This is a genomic window from Streptomyces sp. NPDC025833, assembly GCF_055558055.1.
Genome location: NZ_JBVHNF010000015.1, coordinates 149328 through 166931, shown reverse-complemented (window position 1 = coordinate 166931; position 17604 = coordinate 149328). Strand labels below are relative to the sequence as shown.

Annotated in this window: 18 protein-coding genes and 1 riboswitch; of the genes, 8 read left to right on the top strand and 10 right to left on the bottom strand. The window is 75.2% G+C overall.

The window, feature by feature from the left end; genetic code table 11:
• Positions 1–181: 181 nt before the first annotated feature.
• Positions 182–303, top strand: a riboswitch (cobalamin riboswitch).
• Positions 304–364: 61 nt separating this feature from the next.
• Complete coding sequence (locus ACZ4K2_RS26625) at positions 365–763, top strand: (2Fe-2S) ferredoxin domain-containing protein (RefSeq protein ID WP_467476233.1); 399 nt, start codon at positions 365–367, stop codon at positions 761–763.
• A gap of 155 nt (positions 764–918) precedes the next feature.
• The gene (locus tag ACZ4K2_RS26620; protein ID WP_467476236.1) at positions 919–1992 is read left to right on the top strand and encodes an enoyl-CoA hydratase/isomerase family protein; all 1074 of its coding nucleotides are present in this window, start codon (positions 919–921) and stop codon (positions 1990–1992) included.
• 131 nt (positions 1993–2123) lie between these two features.
• Here the strand turns inward: ACZ4K2_RS26620 and ACZ4K2_RS26615 are convergent, their stop codons facing one another.
• From ACZ4K2_RS26615 to ACZ4K2_RS26600, 4 genes are all read right to left on the bottom strand, one after another.
• Positions 2124–2921: an ATP-grasp domain-containing protein gene (locus tag ACZ4K2_RS26615; RefSeq protein WP_467476239.1), complete on the bottom strand. Its 798-nt coding sequence runs from the start codon at positions 2919–2921 to the stop codon at positions 2124–2126.
• Positions 2918–3880, bottom strand: coding sequence for an ATP-grasp domain-containing protein (locus tag ACZ4K2_RS26610; RefSeq protein ID WP_467476242.1), 963 nt, complete (start codon positions 3878–3880; stop codon positions 2918–2920). Before ACZ4K2_RS26610 ends, ACZ4K2_RS26615 begins: the two co-directional genes overlap by 4 nt.
• Positions 3881–4124: 244 nt before the next feature.
• Entirely contained in the window at positions 4125–4868 is a 744-nt protein-coding gene (locus tag ACZ4K2_RS26605; RefSeq protein WP_467476246.1) for a VOC family protein, read from the bottom strand.
• Between the two features lie 56 nt (positions 4869–4924).
• Positions 4925–5821, bottom strand: coding sequence for an endonuclease/exonuclease/phosphatase family protein (locus tag ACZ4K2_RS26600; protein WP_467476247.1), 897 nt, complete (start codon positions 5819–5821; stop codon positions 4925–4927).
• An 867-nt stretch (positions 5822–6688) separates the two neighbouring features.
• Here ACZ4K2_RS26600 and ACZ4K2_RS26595 point away from each other — a divergent pair.
• Positions 6689–7192 (top strand): NUDIX hydrolase, encoded by a 504-nt coding sequence (locus ACZ4K2_RS26595; RefSeq protein WP_467476249.1) that lies wholly within the window; start codon positions 6689–6691, stop codon positions 7190–7192.
• Entirely contained in the window at positions 7189–8247 is a 1059-nt protein-coding gene (locus ACZ4K2_RS26590; RefSeq protein ID WP_467476251.1) for an NUDIX domain-containing protein, read from the top strand. The genes ACZ4K2_RS26595 and ACZ4K2_RS26590 overlap by 4 nt, the downstream gene beginning before the upstream one ends.
• Before the next feature lie 81 nt (positions 8248–8328).
• On the opposite strand, the gene ACZ4K2_RS26585 is transcribed toward ACZ4K2_RS26590, so the two are convergent.
• Entirely contained in the window at positions 8329–9297 is a 969-nt protein-coding gene (locus tag ACZ4K2_RS26585; RefSeq protein ID WP_467476253.1) for a threo-3-hydroxy-L-aspartate ammonia-lyase, read from the bottom strand.
• 85 nt (positions 9298–9382) lie between these two features.
• A complete protein-coding gene (locus ACZ4K2_RS26580; protein ID WP_467476256.1) occupies positions 9383–10060 on the bottom strand; it encodes a helix-turn-helix transcriptional regulator in 678 nt (225 codons plus the stop codon).
• A 203-nt stretch (positions 10061–10263) separates the two neighbouring features.
• Here ACZ4K2_RS26580 and ACZ4K2_RS26575 point away from each other — a divergent pair, with 203 nt between their 5' ends.
• Positions 10264–11046 carry a thioesterase II family protein gene (locus ACZ4K2_RS26575; RefSeq protein ID WP_467476260.1) on the top strand — a complete coding sequence of 261 codons (783 nt, stop codon included), beginning with the start codon at positions 10264–10266 and terminating at the stop codon, positions 11044–11046.
• Positions 11047–11140: 94 nt separating this feature from the next.
• Here ACZ4K2_RS26575 and ACZ4K2_RS26570 read toward each other — a convergent pair whose 3' ends face one another.
• Both ACZ4K2_RS26570 and ACZ4K2_RS26565 read right to left on the bottom strand, forming a co-directional pair.
• On the bottom strand, positions 11141–11641 hold the full coding sequence (locus ACZ4K2_RS26570; RefSeq protein ID WP_467476262.1) for a peptidylprolyl isomerase: 501 nt from the start codon (positions 11639–11641) through the stop codon (positions 11141–11143).
• 267 nt (positions 11642–11908) lie between these two features.
• Entirely contained in the window at positions 11909–12982 is a 1074-nt protein-coding gene (locus ACZ4K2_RS26565; RefSeq protein WP_467476266.1) for an NAD(+)/NADH kinase, read from the bottom strand.
• A 289-nt stretch (positions 12983–13271) separates the two neighbouring features.
• On the opposite strand from ACZ4K2_RS26565, the gene ACZ4K2_RS26560 reads away from it, so the two are divergent.
• Entirely contained in the window at positions 13272–15029 is a 1758-nt protein-coding gene (locus ACZ4K2_RS26560) for a sigma-70 family RNA polymerase sigma factor (RefSeq protein ID WP_467476584.1), read from the top strand.
• Positions 15030–15078: 49 nt separating this feature from the next.
• Here ACZ4K2_RS26560 and ACZ4K2_RS26555 read toward each other — a convergent pair whose 3' ends face one another.
• Together ACZ4K2_RS26555 and ACZ4K2_RS26550 are read right to left on the bottom strand one after the other, a co-directional pair.
• Positions 15079–15999 (bottom strand): CAP domain-containing protein, encoded by a 921-nt coding sequence (locus ACZ4K2_RS26555; RefSeq protein ID WP_467476268.1) that lies wholly within the window; start codon positions 15997–15999, stop codon positions 15079–15081.
• Between the two features lie 439 nt (positions 16000–16438).
• Positions 16439–16633, bottom strand: a complete 195-nt coding sequence (locus tag ACZ4K2_RS26550) for a DUF2795 domain-containing protein (RefSeq protein ID WP_467476272.1) — start codon at positions 16631–16633, stop codon at positions 16439–16441.
• A 178-nt stretch (positions 16634–16811) separates the two neighbouring features.
• Between ACZ4K2_RS26550 and ACZ4K2_RS26545 the strand changes: the two genes are divergently transcribed.
• Together ACZ4K2_RS26545 and ACZ4K2_RS26540 are read left to right on the top strand one after the other, a co-directional pair.
• Positions 16812–16967, top strand: a complete 156-nt coding sequence (locus tag ACZ4K2_RS26545; protein ID WP_467476275.1) for a hypothetical protein — start codon at positions 16812–16814, stop codon at positions 16965–16967.
• An 18-nt stretch (positions 16968–16985) separates the two neighbouring features.
• Positions 16986–17456, top strand: a complete 471-nt coding sequence (locus ACZ4K2_RS26540) for a DUF2795 domain-containing protein (RefSeq protein ID WP_467476277.1) — start codon at positions 16986–16988, stop codon at positions 17454–17456.
• Positions 17457–17604 lie beyond the last annotated feature (148 nt).

The window sequence follows — 17604 nt, the reverse complement described above, 5'->3', positions numbered from 1 at the left end:
GCGTCGGCCATCGCCCGGATCCGCGCCCGTGCGAGCCTCCGCGCACCGCGCCGGACGCCGGCGGGCGGGGCGAACACGCCGCGCCCGCGCACGGGGTAGGGCACCGGCCGGCCGGGGGCGCCCCGGGCCCCCACCGGCGCTGATGACATGATGGTCGGCGACGTAGGGCGACGGCGGTCCGAGGAAGCCGGTGAGAATCCGGCGCGGTCCCGCCACTGTGACCGGTGAGCGAGTTCCGGCAGGCCACCGCCCCCGGCCGGGGCGGGAAGGCGGGGCGGGCGGCGACCCGGGAGCCAGGAGACTCACGCGGTCGCCTCCTCACGGAACACCGGGGCGGATCTCCCCGGGAGGGGAGTGGCGCGACATGGCCGAACGGATCGCGGACGAGGAACCGGGCGGGGGCGGGCGGCGCGGCGGACCGGCGCCGTGCCGGGTCGTGGTGTGCCGGGACTGCTGCTGCGGCAGCCCCAAGGTGCCCGGGGTCGACCACGCCGGACAGACCGCGCGCCTGCGGGCGGAGGTGCCGGTGCGGATCTCCGAGTGCCTCGACGTCTGCGACCAGGCCAACGTCCTCGTCGTACAGCCCTCCGCCGCGGGCCGGGCCGCCGGTGCGCGGCCGGTGTGGCTCGGGCTCGTCAACGACCCGGACGCGACCGAGGACGTCATCACCTGGGTGCACGCGGGCGGCCCCGGCGTCGCTCCCCGGCCCGACATCCTCGACCTGTACGCCTTCACCCCGCCGCACCGCCGTGCGGGGACCTGACCCGGCGGGCCCGGCAGCACACCGACGCCTCCCCACCGCCCCCGGGAAGACCGTCGATCACCGACCGTCCGCCCCTCGCGGGAACACCGAAACCCGGAAGGAACCAACGAGATCATGCGCGTCAACGTGGCCCGCGCCCTCACGGAGGCACGCGGATGACCGGCACCGAGGAACCCGTCCTCCTGCACACCGCCGGCCGGTCCGCCCGCATCACGCTCAACCGGCCCAGGGCGCTCAACGCCCTGAACCACGACATGGTCCGCCGGATCGACGCGGCCCTGACCGCGTGGGAGCACGACCCGGCCGTGGAGACCGTCGTCCTCACCGGCGCGGGGGAGCGCGGCCTGTGCGCGGGCGGCGACATCCGGGCCGTGCACGACGACGCCCGGGACGGCGACGGCACCGCCTCGGCCGCGTTCTGGCGCGACGAGTACCGCCTCAACGCCCGGATCGCCCGCTACCCCAAGCCGTACGTCGCGGTCATGGACGGCATCGTCATGGGCGGCGGGGTCGGCGTCTCCGCGCACGGCGGCGTCCGGATCGTCACCGAGCGCTCGCGGATCGCCATGCCCGAGACCGGCATCGGCTTCGTCCCCGACGTCGGCGGCACCCACCTGCTCGGCCTCGCCCCCGGTGAACTCGGCACCCACCTCGCGCTGACCGGCGCGCAGATCGGCGCCGGTGACGCCCTGCTGTGCGGCCTCGCCGACCACTACGTGCCCTCCGCGGCCCTCGGTGCCCTCGTCGACGACCTGGCCGGGATGCCGGTACGGGGCGCCCTCGCCCGCCACGAACAGCCGCCGCCCGCGGGCCGGCCGGCCGAGGGGCGCGCGTGGATCGACGCCTGCTACACCGCCGCGACGGTCGAGGAGATCGTCCAGCGGCTGCTCGCCCACGGGGACCCCGAGGCCGAGGAGGCGGCCGAGACCCTGCTCGGCCGGTCGCCCACCTCCCTCAAGGTCACCCTGGAGGCGATCCGCCGCGCCCGGCGCCTCGGCTCGCTGGAGCGCGTCCTCGACCAGGAGTACCGCGTCTCCTGCGCGACCCTGGGCAGCCCCGACCTGGTCGAGGGGATCCGCGCCCGGATCATCGACAAGGACCGCGCCCCGCGCTGGTCCCCGGCGACCCTCGCGGAGGTCACGGACGCCGCCGTGGAGCGCTTCTTCGCTCCCCTCGGCGACCGTGAACTGGGCCTCGGCGGTCCCGGCCCCGGGACCGCCCGCGGGTGACGGACGACGACGCGCTTCTCCGGTGCACGACGACCCCGTGACGCCGACCGGTAGCGGAACCTCAGGGGGGTGTGCCGTCGGCACACCCCCCTCAGGCCGCCGGAGCGCCGGACGCGCGTGCGGTGCGTGTCTCAGGCGCCCGCGTGCGACAGCGTGAGGGCCGCCAGGGCCTGCGGGGCGCCGGGCTGGTCGCGGACCCCGGGGAAGGCGTTGACGTCCACGATCAGCGGGACGCCGTCACCCCGGTCGATGACGTCCACGCCGTACACGTCGAGCGCGAAGACCTCGCCGACCCGGCGGACCAGCGCGGCCCAGCCGGACGGCAGGCCGTCGAGGGCCAGCGGCCGTGTGGGGCCGCGGCCCTCGGGCGAGAGCTCGGACCGGCGCAGCGCCGCGAAGATCCGGTCCCCGATCGCCCACAGCTTGTGGTCCCAGCCGCTGTTCGGGGTGAACTCCTGGACCACGACGGGTTCCTCCGGGTGCGCGGCGGCCAGTTCGCGCAGTCTCCCGGCGTCGTCGACGCGCGCCACCAGATCGTGCTTGCGGCTGTGCCGGCTCTTGACCACCACCGGACTCCGCAGCCCCGGCCCGTCGGCGAGCCGGGAGAGCGCGGGACAGGCACGGGTGGCCGCGAACGGCAGGCCGGCCCGCCGGGCGCACTCCGCCATCGCCACACGGTCCTGGCACAGCTCGGTCGCGGCGGCCGAGTTCAGCACCCGGGCGCCGCGCCGCTCCAGCGCGCGGGCGAGGGAGATCGCCCGCGGGGTGCGCGCCTTGAGCAGGTACACGTCGGCCGGGGGCTCGGCGGGGCCGGGCGGTTCCGCCGTCCGCGGGTCCAGTGTCCGCACCGTGTGCCCGTCGGCGAGCAGCGCGATGGCGGCGGCCAGCAGCGGATGACCGGGGTCGGACGTGATCACGCCGATTCTCATACGGTCCTGCCCGCCGCGATCAGCACCTGCGCCGGGCCGGGACGCAGCGCTGCCCCGGCCGCCGCGGCCGGTGGCACGGCCGCCCCGGACGACTGCCGCTGCTCCGGCATGCCCAGCAGGGCGGGCTCGGCCGGTTCGGCGCTCCGGCTCCCCCGGGCCGCCAGCCCGAGCACGGCCCGCGCCACCCGCGCGGCCGCGTCGGGGACCTGGCGGAAGCTGGGGAAGTCGTTCACGTCGACGACCACGGGACCGTCCGGCCCCAGCACCACGTCCACGCCGAACAGGTCGAGGCCGTAGACGGCCCCGGCCCGGGCGGCGACGGCGGCCACCTCGTCCGCCAGCGGCACGGGCCGCTCGGGCACCACCTGGTCGGGGTGGAGCGGGGAGCGGCGCTCGGTCGCGTACAGCTCGCCGCCGACGCCGTACACCTTGATGTCGACGCCCGAGTTCGGGACGTACGGCTGGGCGATGAGCATGCCCTCCGCCGCCAGTTCGGGAAGCATCGCGGCGAGCCGGTCCGGTGACGTCACCAGGTGCACGGCCCGGCCCGAACTGCCGTCGGCGGGCTTGACCACCAGCGGGTACTCCGACTCCGGGACCTCCGCCAGCAGTTCGGGCCGGGCCGCCGCGTAGGTGGGCGGCAGCGGCAGCCCGTGGCTGCGGCCGATCGCCGCGGCCAGCGCCTTGTCCCGTACACCACGGATCGCGCGGGCGTCGTTGACCGTCGTGGTCCCGGTCGCGGCGGCCGCCTCCAGCAGGGTGAGCCCCGGGCCGCCGGAGACCGTCTTGAGCACCCAGGCGTCGTGGGAGGCGTCCTGCAACGCCTCCGTCATGCGCAGCAGCGAGCCCCCCGGCCGCAGCACGTCCACCTGGTGCCCCCAGGACGTGAGCTGACGGATCACCTCGACCGGCATGCCGTCGTGGCGGTACTGCTCCTCCACCAGAAAGCAGAGTTTCATCGATCTACCCCGACCCTCCGGACGCCCGCCCTCGTCGTCCGGCATTCCGTGACGTCCTGGCGACACAGGATGTCATGTCCGCCCGACGACGCGCCGGGCGCCGGCCCGCGGGGCGAACGGCCCGCTGTCGCCCGTCTCCTGACGGCGGGCCGGTAGCCGGCTGCCGGTCCTGGAACCGCTGCCGCGGACCATGATCATCTCGTGCGGTGGCGGGCGTGCCGGAACCGGCGGGGCAGGCTCCGCGTCAGGCCGGGCCGAGGACGCAGAACTCGTTGCCCTCCGGGTCGGTCAGGACCCGCCACGGGAAGTCGCCCCGGCCCGGGCCGGCGGGCGTCGCGCCGAGCGCCTCGACCCGGGCCGCCTCCGCCGCCTGGACGGCACCGGTGAACGGGAGGGGCGCCAGGTCGAGATGGGCGCGGTGCCGCGTGCCCGGCAGGTGGGGCGTGCGCACGAAGGCGAGACAGGGGCCGGCGCCCTCGGCGGCGCGCAGCAGGGCGTGGTCGTCGCTCACCTCGTGCGGGGTCCAGTCCATCGCCCCGCCCCAGAACCGGGCCATGGCCCGCGGGTCCGCGCAGTCGACGACGACCGCGGCGACCGGCCCGGTGTCGCGGTGGGCCCGCCCGGGCGCCAGGACGCAGAACAGGTTGCCCTCCGGGTCGGCAAGGGCCGTCCGCCGGGAGTCGTCCCGCCCCGCGCCGGCCGGCGTCGCGCCGAGCCGCTCCAGGCGCCCGAGCAGCTCCGCGTGGTGGGCCGCGGAGGCGGTCGCGAGGTCCAGGTGCGCGCGACCCGCCACCGCACCGGTGTCCGGGACGGCCACGACATCGAGGCGGATCGCGGCGGGGTCCGGCCAGGCCGGTCCCACGGGCTCGACGCTGGTCGCACCGGGCTCGCCGCCGGGCACGCGCCAAGCGAGCGCCTCGGCCCAGAACCGGCCCAGCGCCGCGTCGTCCCGGGCCTTGAGGTTCACCTGGAAGAGACGCAGCGCCATGCGGCCGACCCTACCGGCACGGCGCGGGCCGGCGGACGGGAGCACCGGCCCGCCGCTCACGCGCGGGGCAGCAGGAGGTCGGCGACCACCGGGCGGTGGTCGGAGGCCGTCGTGGCGGACTCGTGTGCGCCGGTGACGGCGACGTCCGGTGAGACGGTCACGAGGTCGATCCGCCTGACCGGCGCGGCCGCCGGGTAGGTCTTGCCGCCGTCCGGCGCGGCGTCCCGCAACGGGCCCCACAGCCGCGCGAGTTCGGGGGCGTCCGGCTCGGTGTTGAAGTCGCCGAGGAGGACCTTCGGGCCGCAGTCCCCGGCGAGCACCGCGAGCATGTCGTCGACCTGCGCGCGCCGGACGGAGGGGTCCGCCCGGTAGTCCAGGTGGGTGGAGTACACGTGCACGGCGGTGCCCCTGACCTTGACCGTCACCTCCGCGAAGCCCGGTGCCGGGGAGGGCACCGGGTCCGGCGTCTGGGTGGACAGCCGGGTGATCTCGTGGTTCCGCGCGTCACGCACCGGGAAACGGCTCAGCACCGCGACGCCGAACCGCCGCCGCGCGGCGCCCGGTGGGTCCGCGGGGAGGTCGTAGATCGGGGCGAAGAAGACCCGCATGCGCAGCCGTCCGGCCAGTTCCCGGGCCTCGTCGGCGAAGCCGCTGCGGGCACCCCAGTGCACGTCGACCTCCTGGAGGCCGATCACGTCGGCGTCGAGCCCGCGGATCGCCGCCGCCGTGCGGTCCAGGTCGAACACGTTGTCCTCGCCCGCGCCGGCGTGGATGTTGTAGGTGGCCACCCGCAGCGGTACGCGCGGGCTCCGCGCCGAGGCGGGGTCCGGTCCGCAGCGGGCCGCCGGGTCCGCGGCGGTCGCGTGCGGCGGCACCGCGCCGAGCGCGGCCGTGGCGGCGAGCACGGCGGTTACCAGCGCGCGGCGGGCGCGCCGTCGGGTCTTGCGGTCCACTGAACCCTCCGGATCGGAAGGGGGAGCGGCACGGCGTGCGGCAGCGGTACGGCCGGTCGCCTCGCGCCGCCCGCCCGCCACCACGAGCCGGCGCCGTCCGAGGGGTCCCGGGCGCGGCCGTCGACGTGCGGGAAGGGTGGCGAGAGGGGCTCGGAGGGGGGGCACGCCGGGTCGACTCCCCGGGGGCGGGACGGGGTTGACGCGCGCCACCGTAGGCCACGGGTGGGACCGGCGCAACGGTCCCGCGCCGACGGTGGGTCTCCCGGTGACCGGCGGACGGGAGAAGCCCGCGCCGCGGAGCCGGGCCGGGCGGGGACGGTGACGGCGACCGGCGCGTCCACCCCCACGAAGCAGCGGGTGCGCCCGGGTCCCACCACCGCTCGCGCGAGGTCCCCGGAGTCACGTGGGCACCTGGTGGCCCCGGGGCGCCCCCTCGCCCGGCGCCGACCGCCGGACAGCGGCGTTTCGGCCACCCGCGGCCCGCGTGGTCCCCTTGCCGGGCAAGGGCTCCCGCGGCCCCGGCACGCAGGACCCGCTGCGCACGGCGGGTCGGACTCCGTCCGAAACACGTGTGTTCGATATCGCGGTCCGCTCGTTGAGCCGGACGACGCACCGGACGACCGTCGAGGGGGAGACCACGTTGACCCGCACCGGACCGCAGCCCGGAAAGACGCGCGCCCCGGGTGCCGGACCCGGCCCGGACCCCGCGCCGGGGCCGTCCGCCGCCCGCCCGCGCCGTGATCCGCCGCCCGCCCGTGGCGTGAGCCTCCCGGACCCGCCCGCACCGGACCCGCCCGCACCGGACCCGCCCGCACCGGACCCGCCCGCACCGGGCCGGCGCGGCACACGGCGCCCGGAGGAGGCCAGGTGACCCCCGCAGCGCACCGTCCGGCACCGGCCCGTCCGCCGAGGCCGCCCGGCGGCGGCACGCTGCCCCAGGTCATCGGGGTCCACCTGTACCTGGAGGACGAGGAGGGGCGGGTCCTGCTCGGACTGCGCCACCCCGACACCGCGTACGCCGGGCGGACCTGGCACTTCCTCGCCGGGCACTGCGAGCGGGAACCGGCGCTCGGGTGCCTCGTCCGGGAGGCCCGCGAGGAGGCCGGCCTCGTCATCGACCCGGCCGACGCCGAGTACGCGCACGCCGTGCACGTGGTCGACGGCCCCGGCGCACCGCCGCGCATGCAACTGGTGTTCCGGGTGCGCCGCTGGCAGGGCGCCCCCGAGGTGCGCGAGCCCGGCAAGTGCCTCGCCTGGCGGTGGTGGCACCCCGGGAACCTGCCGGAACCGACCGTTCCCTACACCCGGGCCGCCGTCGACGGGATCCGCGCCGGCCGGCTCTACACCGAGCTGGGCTGGGACGCGAGTTGACCACCGCCGGGCCGCCCGCCGGACGCACCCACCGCGAACGGCACCGGGAGCCGCTGGACGTCCACCTCATCCTGCGCAGGGAGACCGCCCGCGGACCCGAGGTGCTGATGTCCCGGCGCGCCGGCGGGGTGTACGCGTCCGGGCTCTGGCACCTGCCCTCCGGCCACCTGGACGGACCGCACGAGGACGTGGTCACCGCAGTGGTCCGCGAGACCCGGGAGGAGACCGGCGTCGCCGTCGAGCCGGCCGACGTACGGGCCGCCGTCACCGTGCACCACCGGGGGCCCGGCGGGCGCTCCCGCACCGGCTTCTTCTTCGAGGTCCGCCGGTGGCGGGGCGAGCCGCGGATCGCGGAGCCCGAGGTGTGCGACGCGATGGACTGGTTCCGGCTCGACGCCCTCCCGGCGGGCACGGTGGCCTACTGCAAGGCGGGACTCGACGCGTACACGAAGGGCGCCCGGCTCGCGGTGCACTTCCAGCACCCGGGGGAGCGGATCGCCTACGACCCCGCCGCCGACAGACTCCGTATCGTCCCGGAAGGAGACACCGTGAGCCGCACCTGGCTGCCGCCCGAGCAGTACGCCGAGCAACTGATGAAGGCGACCGGATTCGCCTGCGTCCACTTCACCGACGCCCACGACCGGCCCCTCCAACTGCACGCGCCGTACAGCCCCTCGCACCCGTGGCAGCTGGCCGGCGGCACGATGGAACCCGGCGAGCGGCCCTGGCAGACCGCGGTGCGCGAGTGCAGGGAGGAGACCGGCATCACCCTCTCCGGCCCGCCCCGGCTGCTGGCCGCGGTCTACGGACTGCCCGGGGACGAGTGGCCGTACAGCAGCATGGGCGTGGTCTTCGACGGGGGCCGGCTCAGCGAGGAGCAGATCCGCGGGATCACCCTCGACCCGGAGGAGCACGACGAGGCCCGCGTACTGCCGCTGGACGCCTGGCGGCCGCTGATGCCGGCCCAGGACTTCGCGCGGCTGACCACCGTGACGGAAGCCCGCCGCACGGGCACGGCGGGCTACTTCGACACCTGGGACTGGGGGGAGGCGTGAGCGCGGGTCCGGCCCGCCCCGCAGCGCGGACCGGGGCGAGGCGGGGCGAGGGCGGGACGCGTCAGCCGGCGGCGGACCGGATCAGCCGTTGACGAGTGCGGTGAACCGGTCCGCGTCGATGTTGCCGCCGGAGGCGATGAGGCCGATCCGCCGCGGCGGATCGCCGATCCGCCCGGCCAGCAGGGCGGCCAGGGGCGTCGCGCCGCTGGGTTCCAGGACGACCTTCAGCCGTTCGAAGGCGAACCGCATCGCGGTGACGATCTCGGCGTCGCTGACCAGCGCGATGGAGTCGACCAGGCGCTGGTTGAGGCCGAACGTGATCTCGCCGGGGGTCGCCAGGGCCTGCCCGTCGGCGATGGTGCGGGGGACCGGGATGCTGACGCGCGCGCCGCTCTCCAGGGAGCGCTTGGTGTCGTCGCCCGCCTCGGGCTCGACGCCGATGACCCGGATGCCGGGGTGCAGTGCCCTGGCCGCGGTGCCGCTTCCGGCGATGAGGCCGCCACCGCCCACGGGCACCAGCAGCGCGTCCAACGGCCCCGTCTCCTCCAGGAGTTCCAGCGCGGCGGTGCCCTGCCCGGCGATGACGTGCGGATGGTCGTAGGGCGGGATCAGGGCCAGGCCGCGGTCCGCGGCCAGGGCCTCGCCGAGCGCGGTGCGGTCCTCGGTGTACCGGTCGTAGGTGACGATCTCCGCGCCGTACCCGGCGGTCGCCTCCCTCTTGGAGCGGGGAGCGTCCTCGGGCATGAGGATCACGGCGCTGGTGCCCAGTTCCCGGGCGGCCAGCGCGGTGGCCTGGGCGTGGTTGCCGGAGGAGTAGGCGGCGACACCCTTCGCCAGTTGCTCCCGAGGGAGCTGGGCGATGGCGTTGTAGGCGCCGCGGAACTTGAAGGCGCCGATCCGCTGGAAGTTCTCTGCCTTGACGAACACCTCGGCGCCCACGAGGGAGTTCAGGGTGCGGGAGGTGAGGACGGGGGTGCGGTGGGCGATGCCCTGGAGACGGGCGGCGGCTTCGCGGACGTCGGCGAACGACACGGGCGGTTCGGCGGCCATGGGCTGTCCTTCGGGTGTGGGTCGTGCCGGGGCGGCCGGCGCCGGGGGAGCGGTGGAACCGGTGGTGCTCATGGTCGGGCGGCCCTCACTTGGCGTAGTTGTAGACCGTCGCCCGGGACACGCCGAGCAGGTCCGCGATGGTCTGCGCGGCGTCGCGCGAGTCGAAGTAGCCGTCGTGCTGCAACTGCCGTACGAGGGACTTCTTGTCCTCCCGGCTCAGTGAGCGGGGCGTGGCGGCCCGCTCGGCGGCCCGGGCCTCGACCGTCTCCCGCAGCTCGCGCGCGGTGCGGTCGCGCAGGGACTCCAGGGGCCGGCCGCGGTGCTCGGTGTCCGTGGCCACGAGGTTCGACAGCGCGAGGGTCACCGGGGACAGCACGGAGACGTCGAGGTTCAGGCACAGTGCCGCGACGTACTCGCCGGCGGCGTTCTTGATGCCGATGGACGTGCTCTTCGCCGGGCGGCCGTCGGGGAACCGGTTGGGGTAGTTCTGGATGACGCTCGGGTACTCCGGATCGGCGATCCGCGCGAGGCCCAACTCCGTCGCCGAGTCGCCCACCTGACGGCCCGACAGGTTGTTCTCGATGGCCCGGATCGCGTGGTCGGGGTGGCGCAGGTCGTGCAGCACCACTTCGCACAGGCCGGGGAACATGCGGCCCAGCGCGACGGCGATCTTCTCGGCCTCGCGGATGAGGTGCTCGTCCGAGCCGTCCGAGCCGTCCCGGTCACCCGAGCCGCTCGCCGTGCCGTCCGAGCCGTGTTCCATGACGCTCCCCGCCCCCCGCTGACCCACCGGCGTCCGGAGTCGACGATCTGTCCATTTCTGGATCAGGAGTCTAGTTCGCGGTCGGGTCCGCTGTCCAGGGAGCGCCGACCCGGCCGGACGGCGGACCGGGGTCGTGCGGCCGGGGCGCCCGTCATCAACTACGTTCTGAGGGAGCACGATTCGCAGAGCGACGAGGGGGACACATGGCCGACCGGTCCGGCGCAGGGCGCTCGCTGTGGCTGCGCGGTTTCCACGCGGCCGAGCCGGGCGCACCGCGGCTGCTCTGCCTGCCGCACGCGGGTGGCGCCGCGAGCTTCTACTTTCCCTTCTCCAAGGAGCTGTCGCCCGCGGTGGACGTGCGCGCGGTGCAGTACCCCGGCCGACAGGACCGTCTCGACGAGACACCGGCGGGCTCCGTCCAGGAACTCGCCCAGGGGGTGTTCCATGCGCTGGACGAGTGCGACGACACGCCCCTGGCCCTGTTCGGGCACAGCATGGGGGCCATGGTCGGCTACGAGCTGGCCCGGCTCCTGGAGACCGCCGGACGACCGCCCGCGGTCCTCTTCCTCTCCGGCCGCCGCGGCCCGTCCGTCATGCGCACCGAGGACGTCCACCAGCGGGGCGACGCGCAACTGATCGAGGAGGTCACGCGGCTCGGCAACACCGATGCCGCCCTGCTGCGGGACGAGGACCTGCTGGAGATGATCCTGCCCGCGCTGCGGGCCGACTACCACGCGGTGGGAACCTACCGGCGCACGCCCGGCCCGCGGCTGCGCAGCCCCATCGTCGCGCTGACGGGTGACGCCGACCCCCGGGTGACCCCCGAGGAGGCCCGGGCCTGGTCGCAGGAGACCGACGGCCCCTTCGAACTGCACGTGTACCCGGGCGCCCACTTCTACCTGGTGGAGCGGCAGCAGGCCGTGGTGGACCGGATCGGCACCACGTTGCGGCGGCTCGGGGCGGGCGGACCCGCGGCGGCCGTCTGAGCCCGGCCGCGGGCCGCCCGGCGCCGGCGAAGGGGCCGGCCGGGCGATGCGACGGGGGCGGCACCGTGGACCGGTGCCGCCCCCGAGGCGTGCGTCAGCCGAGAACCTTGGCGGACTCGATGACCACGGACTCCGTGGGGACGTCCTGGTGGCCGTGGCGGCTGCCCGTCTTGACACCCTTGATGGAGTCGACGACGTCCGTGCCCTCGGTCACCCGGCCGAACACGGCGTAACCCCAGCCGTTCGGGTTCTTCCCCGAGAAGTTGAGGAAGGCGTTGTCCGAAACGTTGATGAAGAACTGCGCCGTGGCGGAGTGCGGGTCGCTCGTCCGCGCCATGGCCACGGTGTACTTGTTGTTCTTCAGCCCGTTGTCGGCCTCATTCTGAATCGGCCCCTGGGTGGGCTTCTGGTCCATGTCCGGGGTGAAACCGCCGCCCTGGAGCATAAAGCCGTTGATCACCCGGTGGAAAATCGTGCCGTCGTAGTGGCCGCTGCGTACGTACGACAGAAAGTTCTCGACGGTCTTGGGCGCCTCGGCGTCGTTGAGTTCCAGCACGATCCGGCCGAAGTTGGTGTTCAGCTCGACTGTCGACATCGCTATCTCCTTATTCCTGTGGGGCGTGCCCACGGTACGGTACGGGCCTGCCGGCCGCGTTCCGGTGCGATCGGGGACCACGCCGGTCCGACGGCTCAAACGCACCATGGAATATACGACCACAGGGGACACACCCGACGCTGCGGCGCCCCGGGGTTCGAACGGCCATCCGGGGCATCGCGCGGTGCCCGGGTGACCCGTCCGCGCATGTCGCGGGCATTCCCCGGCGTCGGGGGTGCCGGACCCGCGTACGGCGCCGGGCGGACCTCACGACGGCCGGGAGGTGTCGTCCGGTGCCGGGGGAAGCGCCAGGTGGGCCAGATCGTCCGGCGGCGGTGTGGTCACCGGCCACAGCGGAGCGGCGTCCCCGTCGGCGAGCGCGGCCGGTGCGTCGGTGAGGTTCATGCGTTCCCGCAGCCGCCCGTAGAAGTCCGTCGGGCCGAGCCGGACCGCCTTGAGCCGGCGCGGGGCGGCGTACACCCCGATCCAGTCCCCGGGGCTCAGCACCCCGCGCAACTGGCCGTCGATGCTGACGGCGGCCCGGCCGGACCGCTGGAGCACCCGCAGCGCGATGGGTTCGTCCGGTGCGGCCACCACCGAACGGTTGAACACCATGTGCGGTGCCACCGGCGTGAACACCAGACCCTCCGCACGGGGTGAGACCACCGGACCGCCCGCGGCGAAGCTGTACGCCGTGGACCCGGTCGGCGTGGCCACCAGTAGCGCGTCGGCCGAGTAGCAGGCCAGCAGCCGGCCCGCCAGATACACCCCGACGGACACCTGCCGGTCCCTGGCCAGCTTCTCCACGACCACGTCGTTGAGCGCGGTGACGTTCAGCGCCACCCCCCAGTCGCCGCCCGCCACACACTCGGTGCGCACCCGGGGCGGGGGCAGCATGGGTCCGCGGCCGTACCGCAGCAGCGACTCCATGTGTGCGGGCACCTCCAGCCGGCACGACGCCCGCAGGGTGAGCAGCATCCGGCTCTCGACGTCGATCCGCTCCTCCCGGACGGCATCCAGCGCCTCGCGCACCGCCGTGGCGGGGACCTCGGTGAGGAAGCCGACCCGGCCGAGGTCGACGCCGAGCAGGAGCGCGTCGTTCTCGGCCGCCAGCCGGGCACCGCGCAGGAACGTGCCGTCACCGCCGAGGGTGACGATGAGGTCCGGGTCACCCGCGCTGTCGACCTCGTCGCGGGCGCTGTGCCGGGCGCCCTCCTGCCACACGTCGATGTCCGCGCAGCCCACCGCGTGCTCGGCGCACCAGTCGCGCACGGCCCGCGCGGCGGCCAGGGCCTCGGCACGTCCGCCGTGCACGACCAGGCCGACCCGGTTCACCGTCATGTCCGCACACCCGCCTTCCGGTCCGCTCCCGCCGTGGCGCCATCCTCGCCGCGGACCGCACGGGCCCGGCGCACGCCACGCCGCCGGAACGCCCGGCCGCGGTCCGAGCCGCCCGCGCGCGGTCACCGGGGCGCCGGGACCGCCGGGGTGTGATCTTCCCCCTTGCGGCCGCCGGACGGCTCCTGTGAGCCTCCCTCCGAACGATTTTCCCGATAACCGTTATCGGCGCCGTGCGCGGCGGTCTCCCAGGTGACGGACAGGATCGTTCGGAGTCGAGGACAGGGACACTCTGATGACACAGCACTCGGTGGACACGGCGGCACTGGTCGACGCCGCCCGCGCGGGCGACGCGGCGGCTCAGGACGCCCTGGTCGGCGCCTATCTCCCGCTGGTGTACAACATCGTGGGGCGGGCCCTGAACGGTTCGGTCGACGTCGACGACGTCGTGCAGGACACCATGCTCCGGGCCCTCGGCTCGCTCGGTGACCTGCGCACCCCGGAGAGCTTCCGCTCCTGGCTCGTGGCCATCGCGATGAACCGGGTGCGGGCGCACCGGCAGGACCGCCGGCTCGTCACGGACGCCGTGGACGAGGCCGCCGACGTCGCGGACCCGGGCGCCGACTTCGTCGACCTCACCATCGTGCGGCTCCAGTTGTCCGGCCAGCGGCAGGAGACCGCGCTCGCCACGCGCTGGCTCGAGCCGGAGGACCGGGAGGTGCTGTCGCTGTGGTGGCTGGAGTGCGCCGGTGAGCTGTCCCGGGCCGAGGTCGCCGCGGCGCTGGAGGTGTCGCCGCAGCACACCGCCGTACGGGTGCAGCGGATGAAGGCGCGGCTGGAGGCGGCCCGCGTGGTGGTGCGGGCGCTGGACGCGCGGCCCGCCTGCGGGGAACTGCGCGGGGTGCTGGCCTCCTGGGACGGTCTGCCGTCCGCCCTGTGGCGCAAGCGGATAGCCCGGCACGCCCGCGACTGCGTGCGCTGCGGCGGTCTGTGGAGCGGTCTGCTGCCGGCGGAGGGGCTGCTGGCCGGGCTCGCGCTGGTCGCGGTCTCCTCGGCGCTGCTCGCGACGACCCGCTCCACGGCGGCCGGCATGACCGCGGCCGGTTCGGCCGCCCCGCTCGCGCCGGACACCGCGACCGCCCACCCGGCCGCGGGCGCGGGCCGGCACGTCGGCACGGCCGCGGACGCCGCCGGACCGGACACACCCGGCGCGGGTGCCGGGGCCCGGCACGCCGGGCCGCGCGCCGCCCGCCGTCGTACGACCGCCCGTGACGAGGCCCGGCGACGGCGGCGGACCCGGCGCCGGGCCGTCGGGGGCGCGGTGGTGGCGGCCTGCCTGGCGGGCGGCGGCCTCTGGTACCTCGGCCCCGGCTCCGGGGCGGAGGGCGGGGAGGCGTCCGCCGCCCCGGCCGCGGGGGCACCCGTCGCGGACCTCGCGCGGCCCGGCGCCGTCGCGACGTCCACCCCTTCCTCGCCTTCGCCCTCGTCCTCGTCCTCGCCTTCGGCCTCCGCGTCCGCCTCGCCGTCCCCGTCGCACTCGAAGAAGCCGAGCCCGTCCCGGAGCCCGAGTCCCGCGAAGAGGAGCGGCACACCGCAGGCCCGGCAGACCGTGCGCGTCACCCCGAGCGCCTCCCGCCCGCCGCGGGTGCAGCCGGCACCGGCACCCACGGGAACGGTGGCGCAGGTGGTCGCGCTGGTGAACAAGGAACGGGCGGCGGCCGGGTGCGGCCCCGTCGGCGAGGACGCGCAACTGGACCGGGCCGCGCAGGGCCTGTCCGACGACATGGCCGCCCGGGGCTTCTTCGACCACACGGACCCGGACGGTCACGGCCCGGGCGAGCGCATCACCGCGGCGGGCTACCGCTGGTCCACGTACGGCGAGAACATCGCCCGGGGCCAGCAGACCCCGCAGGCGGTGATGGACTCCTGGATGAACAGCCCCGGCCACCGGGCCAACATCCTCAACTGCTCGTTCAAGAACCTCGGCGTGGGGGTCCACAACGGCTCGGGCGGCCCCTGGTGGACCCAGGACTTCGGCGCCAAGCTCTGAGCATGTCGTTCGCGGGGCGCAGCGCGGCGCCCCGCCCGGGCGCCGGTGGTCACCGGGCCGTGCCGAAGTCCTGCGTCCAGTAGCCGCCGGGCTGCGCCAGCCCGACGCCGATCTCCTTGAAACCGCAGTTGAGGATGTTCGCCCGGTGGCCCGGGCTGGCCATCCAGCCCGCCATGACCTCCTGCGCCGTGCTGTAGCCGTAGGCGACGTTCTCGCCGTAACTGCTCCAGGTGTAGCCGGCGCGCGTGATGCGGTCGCCCGGGGACGATCCGTCGGATCCGGTGTGGGACATGTTCTGATGGGCCGCCATGTCCGCGCTGTGGTCCTGCGCCGCCTTGGTCAGCGTGGGGTTCAGTGTCAGCGGCGTGCAACCGGCTTGACCCCGCTCGGCGTTGACGAGCCGGAGTATCTCCCCCGTGACCCCGGACGCCGTCGTCGCGGATCCCTGGGTGCTCGGCGCGGCAGGGGTCGCGGAGGGCGCGGTGGGGGCGGGGGCGGCCGGGGTGGTGGCCGGTGCGGTGGCCGCCGTCGGCGTGGTGGCGGCCGCGGGGGTGCCCGGCGCGATGGCCGGCCGGGCGCGTTGGACCGTCGCCTTCTTCCTGGCGACCGGGTGGGCCGTCACCAGGGGAGCGGCCGGTTCGGCGGGCGCCGGCGCGGTGCTCCGGAGCGCGGCGGTCCGGAGCACGGCGGACCGAGGGCCGCTGCTCTGCGGAACGCTGCTCTGCGGATCGCCGCTGCGAGAGGCGCTGCTCTGTGGTGCGGCGGGGGTGTACCCGTTGCCGGGGTGATGCCCTGGGGTGTCCTGCCACTGCGTCGCGGGCGCGCTCGGTGCCGCGGCCGACGCCGGGTCCTGCGTGCCGTACGGCCAGTCGGAACAGGCCAGGGCGACGGACGGCACGCCTACGGTGCCGATGGCGACGGCGGTGATGAGAACCCGCCGGTAGTGGTTCGTTTTGCGGTGCTGGCCCATACGTCAACCTCACTCGGTGATCGCGGAGCGCCCATTCTCAGGACGCCCTCACACGGAGCGCAAAGGGCCCGCCCACTATCTCCCTTCGTAGGGGCTTCCGGGCCTTGCCAGACTCGTCGACGCGTGCCGACTTCGCGACCGCGACGATTGCCATGTGCTGTCGTCGCGTCAGGAGGGCGCTTCTGTCGACCGATGCGGCAAGGCGCGGTGCGGTCGTCCGGGCGGTACGCGACCGACCGGACGCGCCGACGGCAAGACGGACAAATCCCATATGTCGTGGATGCGCCACCTACTAAGCGTCCCGCCTAGTACCAAGTCGGCAGTGACGGATGTCACCTCACCGGAGCCGGAGCCGGAGCCGGTCGTTGAAGCGGAGGACGCATGCGACGGCGGCCGGAGCCCGGGGCGTCCGGCCGCCGCGCGTCTGCGGCGGTCGCCGTCACTCGTTCTGGAAGACGGCCTTGCTGACCTCCGCGGGGTTCTGGAACTCCTTCTTCCCGAGGTGGGAGATCCGCTCCGTGATCTCCTTCGACGCGTGATTGCCCTCGGCTACCTTCCGAAGCTGCTCGGAATCGGCCGGGTACTCGACGCCGGACAGTGCTTTCTGCAGGTCAGGTGGGGTGATACCCGCCATGGCTCCTCCAGGCGGTGAGATGGTCACGCTTTCCGGCCGGCGCCGCATGCTGCGCCGGACTGGTCAGGTACCCAGCGGGCGCGTGCGGATTCAGGGTTTCGGCCCGCCGGTGGGCATCGTGGTGCACGGGTACTCGGAAGCCTCGGAACAGGCACGGGACCACTACAGAGGGAACCCGATGAGCGACACCACTCCATCCCAGGCCGAGGGCGAACCGTTCGACGCCCCCGAGGCGGAACAACCCCCGCGCACCACTCCCTCCCAGGCGGAGGGCGAGGACTTCGACGAGGAGACCACGGACGAAAGCACGGACGGGCACCACATGGACGGGTAAGACATGTAGGGAGGCGACATGGGTCCGGCACACGCCCGCGTCTCCGAGGTACTGGAGGCGCTGGAGGGCGTGACCTATCCGGCCGCCAAGGACCGGCTCGTGTCGGCCGCACGGCGGGCGGGAGCCTCGGCCGAGGTCGTCGAGGCCCTGAGCCGCATGCCCGCCGCGGAGTACGGCGGCCCTGCGGAGGTGACCAGGTCGGTCCGGGCGGCATCGGCACCGAAGTCGGCACCGGAACCTGCATCCGTCACCAAGCCGGACGGCATCCGCCGCCAAGCCGGAACCGGAATCCGCCCCAAACCGGAACCGGAAGCGAACCCCGGCCGCCGCACCGCGCGACCGGGCCACCTGGTCCGCACCGCGCGACCGGGCCACCTGGTCCGCACCGCGCGACCGGGCCACATGGTCCGGCCCGGCGGCAGGTCCGGCCCGTCCCAGCACCTGTGGGAGGAGCCGAGGACCCCGATCCACGAAGAGTGCGACCGATGAGGGCGACCGGACGGGTCCGGCCGGGCCCGGACAGGCAGAACGGGCCGGCCGGGTCGGGCCGACCGGGCGCGGATCGACGGCGGCCCCGGCGGCCGACAGGCCCGTCGCAGGCACCCGTGGCGCCCCGGCCGTCCTGACCGGGGCGTTC

Bases quoted from the DNA above. Each gene is read 5' to 3' on its own strand.
- ACZ4K2_RS26625 (WP_467476233.1), top strand. From the start codon at position 365: ATGGCCGAACGGATCGCGGACGAGGAACCGGGCGGGGGCGGGCGGCGC.
- ACZ4K2_RS26620 (WP_467476236.1), top strand. From the start codon at position 919: ATGACCGGCACCGAGGAACCCGTCCTCCTGCACACCGCCGGCCGGTCC.
- ACZ4K2_RS26615 (WP_467476239.1), bottom strand. From the start codon at position 2,921: ATGAGAATCGGCGTGATCACGTCCGACCCCGGTCATCCGCTGCTGGCC.
- ACZ4K2_RS26610 (WP_467476242.1), bottom strand. From the start codon at position 3,880: ATGAAACTCTGCTTTCTGGTGGAGGAGCAGTACCGCCACGACGGCATG.
- ACZ4K2_RS26605 (WP_467476246.1), bottom strand. From the start codon at position 4,868: ATGGCGCTGCGTCTCTTCCAGGTGAACCTCAAGGCCCGGGACGACGCG.
- ACZ4K2_RS26585 (WP_467476253.1), bottom strand. From the start codon at position 9,297: ATGGCCGCCGAACCGCCCGTGTCGTTCGCCGACGTCCGCGAAGCCGCC.
- ACZ4K2_RS26580 (WP_467476256.1), bottom strand. From the start codon at position 10,060: ATGGAACACGGCTCGGACGGCACGGCGAGCGGCTCGGGTGACCGGGAC.
- ACZ4K2_RS26575 (WP_467476260.1), top strand. From the start codon at position 10,264: ATGGCCGACCGGTCCGGCGCAGGGCGCTCGCTGTGGCTGCGCGGTTTC.
- ACZ4K2_RS26570 (WP_467476262.1), bottom strand. From the start codon at position 11,641: ATGTCGACAGTCGAGCTGAACACCAACTTCGGCCGGATCGTGCTGGAA.
- ACZ4K2_RS26565 (WP_467476266.1), bottom strand. From the start codon at position 12,982: ATGACGGTGAACCGGGTCGGCCTGGTCGTGCACGGCGGACGTGCCGAG.
- ACZ4K2_RS26555 (WP_467476268.1), bottom strand. From the start codon at position 15,999: ATGGGCCAGCACCGCAAAACGAACCACTACCGGCGGGTTCTCATCACC.
- ACZ4K2_RS26550 (WP_467476272.1), bottom strand. From the start codon at position 16,633: ATGGCGGGTATCACCCCACCTGACCTGCAGAAAGCACTGTCCGGCGTC.
- ACZ4K2_RS26545 (WP_467476275.1), top strand. From the start codon at position 16,812: ATGAGCGACACCACTCCATCCCAGGCCGAGGGCGAACCGTTCGACGCC.
- ACZ4K2_RS26540 (WP_467476277.1), top strand. From the start codon at position 16,986: ATGGGTCCGGCACACGCCCGCGTCTCCGAGGTACTGGAGGCGCTGGAG.